Origin of the sequence: Collimonas fungivorans (genome assembly GCF_028292705.1) — a bacterium.
Classification (GTDB): domain Bacteria; phylum Pseudomonadota; class Gammaproteobacteria; order Burkholderiales; family Burkholderiaceae_D; genus Collimonas; species Collimonas fungivorans_B.
In genome coordinates, this window is the sequence record NZ_JAQGLV010000371.1 from 1 (window position 1) to 2,583 (window position 2,583).

A 2,583-nucleotide genomic window follows, 5' to 3' on the forward strand; every position below is an offset into this window, starting at 1 on the left:
GCGGCGGCGATCTGCGACAAGCCGATGGTGCTGACGTAGCAGGTATCGCGGCCGAAGGCGCGGTTCATTTCTTCGTAGACGCGCTGCGGCTTGACCGGCACGTTGTCGAAATGGGTACGGCGCTGCAAGGTGCGCTTGCGTTCCTGGCACTCGCCCAGCCAGGCTGAGCGGTCAGGCAGCTTGCCCGCTGCTTTCAATTCCTTGGCGACTTCGACGAACAGGGTCAGCGCGGCCTTCGCATCGGAAACTATGCCGTAGTCCGGACCGAACACGCGGCCGATCTGGGTCGGTTCAATATCGACGTGGACGAACTTGCGGCCCTTGGTGAAAACTTCGATCGAACCGGTATGGCGATTGGCCCAGCGGTTGCCGATGCCGAGCACGAAGTCGGACGCCAGCATAGTGGCGTTGCCGTAGCGGTGGCTGGTCTGCAAACCGACCATGCCCGCCATTTGCGGATGGTCGTCGGGGATCGCGCCCCAGGCCATCAAGGTCGGGATCACCGGCACGCCGGTCAGCTCGGCGAATTCAACCGCGAGGTCCGCTGCATCGGCATTGATCACGCCGCCGCCGATGGTCAGCAACGGCCGCTCGGCTTCGTTCAGCATGGTCAGGGCTTTTTCGATCTGCGCCCGCGATGCCTTCGGCTTGTACACCGGCAAAGGTTCGTAGGTGTCGGGATCGAATTCGATTTCCGCCATCTGCACGTCGAACGGCATGTCGATCAGGACCGGGCCTGGACGGCCGGAACGCATGATGTGGAAAGCCTGCTGGAATACGCGCGGCAGCAAGGCCGGTTCGCGTACCGTGACCGCCCATTTGGTGACCGGCTTGGCGATCGATTCGATGTCGACCGCCTGGAAATCTTCCTTGTACAGGCGGGCGCGCGGCGCCTGGCCGGTGATGCACAGGATCGGGATCGAATCGGCCTGGGCCGAATACAGGCCGGTGATCATGTCGGTGCCGGCCGGGCCGGAAGTGCCGATGCAGACGCCGATATTGCCTGGATTGGCGCGGGTGTAGCCCTCCGCCATATGGGAAGCGCCTTCGACGTGGCGCGCCAGCGTGTGCTGGATGCCGCCGTGCCGTTTCATCGCAGAGTAGAACGGATTGATTGCCGCGCCCGGCACGCCAAAGGCTTGCGAACAGCCCTCTTTCGCCAATACGTGCATTACTGCGTCCACTGCCTTCATCTTTGCCATGTTGCCTCCAAATTGTCGAATTATTGCCAATGATTCATTGCCACTGCCTGCGGCCCGTGTCCCCTGGCCCCGCTTTCCGCGCCATGCGCTGCGGACGGAGGGATGCCTGAAGACTGCCGAGTGGATGAAGCACATGCTATAACCAAACATATTGTTTGATAAGAACACAAACAATCGCTTTATTCGATACATCAAGTATGGAATACTAAGGAAAATACTAATATGGAAGAGACATGGACAAACTCAAGCAGATTGAAGCCTTCGTCAGCGTGGTCGAGAAAGGCAGCCTGGCCAGCGCGGCGCTGGAGCAGAACATTACGCCGGTGATGCTGGGCCGGCGCATCGACGCCCTGGAGAAACGGCTGGGCACCAAGCTGATGCACCGCACTACCCGCCACCTGACGTTGACCGAACAGGGCACGGTGTTCCTCGACCATTGCCGCAAGCTGCTGATCGAACTGGATATTGCCGAGAAGATCATCTCGGAAGGCCGCCACAAGGCTACCGGCCACCTGGTGGTGTCGGCGCCGGCGGCGTTCGGCCGCAAGCATGTGGCGCCGCATGCGCCGGCTTTCATCGCCACCAATCCGGAAGTGCAGATCTCGTTCAACCTGACCGACCGCGTGGTCGACCTGGTGCGCGAAGGCTACGACATCAGCATCCGCATCGGCGGCACCATCGATCCGAATTTCGTCGCGGTCAAGCTGGCCGGCAACCGCCGCGTGGTGTGCGGCACGCCGGAATACTTTCACCGCAACGGCATTCCCAAGACATTGGAAGACATCGCCGACCACAACTGCCTTTCCTTCAACCTGCAAGGCGGCCAGCAGCGCGGCTGGTACTTCCAGCAAGGCGGCAAGCCGGTGATCATCAAGACTGCCGGCAACCTCGACTGCAACGACGGCGAACTGCTGCACCGCTGGGTCAGCGAAGGCCTGGGACTGGCCTGGCGCTCGACCTGGGAAATCGAATCGCAGCTGGCTTCGGGCGAACTGCTGACAGTGCTGGACGAGTTTGCGCTGCCGCATTACGACATCATGGCGGTCTATCCGCAACAGCGCCACCTGCCGGCCAAGGTGCGCTTCTTCATCGATCGCCTGAAATCGATTTATGCGCAACCCGACTACTGGAGCAAGGGTTGAAAATAGGTGCGGAAAATTCGTGCCGGAAAACAAGATAGATTGCCGAACTGTAAGTTTCGTAACAATCTCGCCCTGCCCATGGCGAGCCAGTCAACCGAGCCGATCCCTGCACCGTTTTAGTGTGGTGAATCGCACATATGCAAGCAATGCGAAGTACTACACTAGTGTCGTATCAGGCCTCCCCTGTCGGTATATTGCGCCGGCCTTGGCCCGTAGCGCTAGGCGTGCCGAGGAGACAT

The 2,583-nt window shown here is 60.4% G+C and carries 2 protein-coding genes; one reads left to right on the forward strand and one right to left on the reverse strand.

The annotated features are described in order from the left end of the window. Positions 1-1,202 (reverse strand): glyoxylate carboligase (gene gcl / locus JWQ61_RS20615; protein WP_304362155.1); only part of this gene is annotated, 1,202 nt, incomplete at its 3' end. A gap of 233 nt (positions 1,203-1,435) precedes the next feature. Here gcl and JWQ61_RS20620 point away from each other — a divergent pair. Continuing rightward, positions 1,436-2,344 (forward strand): LysR family transcriptional regulator, encoded by a 909-nt coding sequence (locus JWQ61_RS20620; protein ID WP_304362156.1) that lies wholly within the window; start codon positions 1,436-1,438, stop codon positions 2,342-2,344. Positions 2,345-2,583 lie beyond the last annotated feature (239 nt).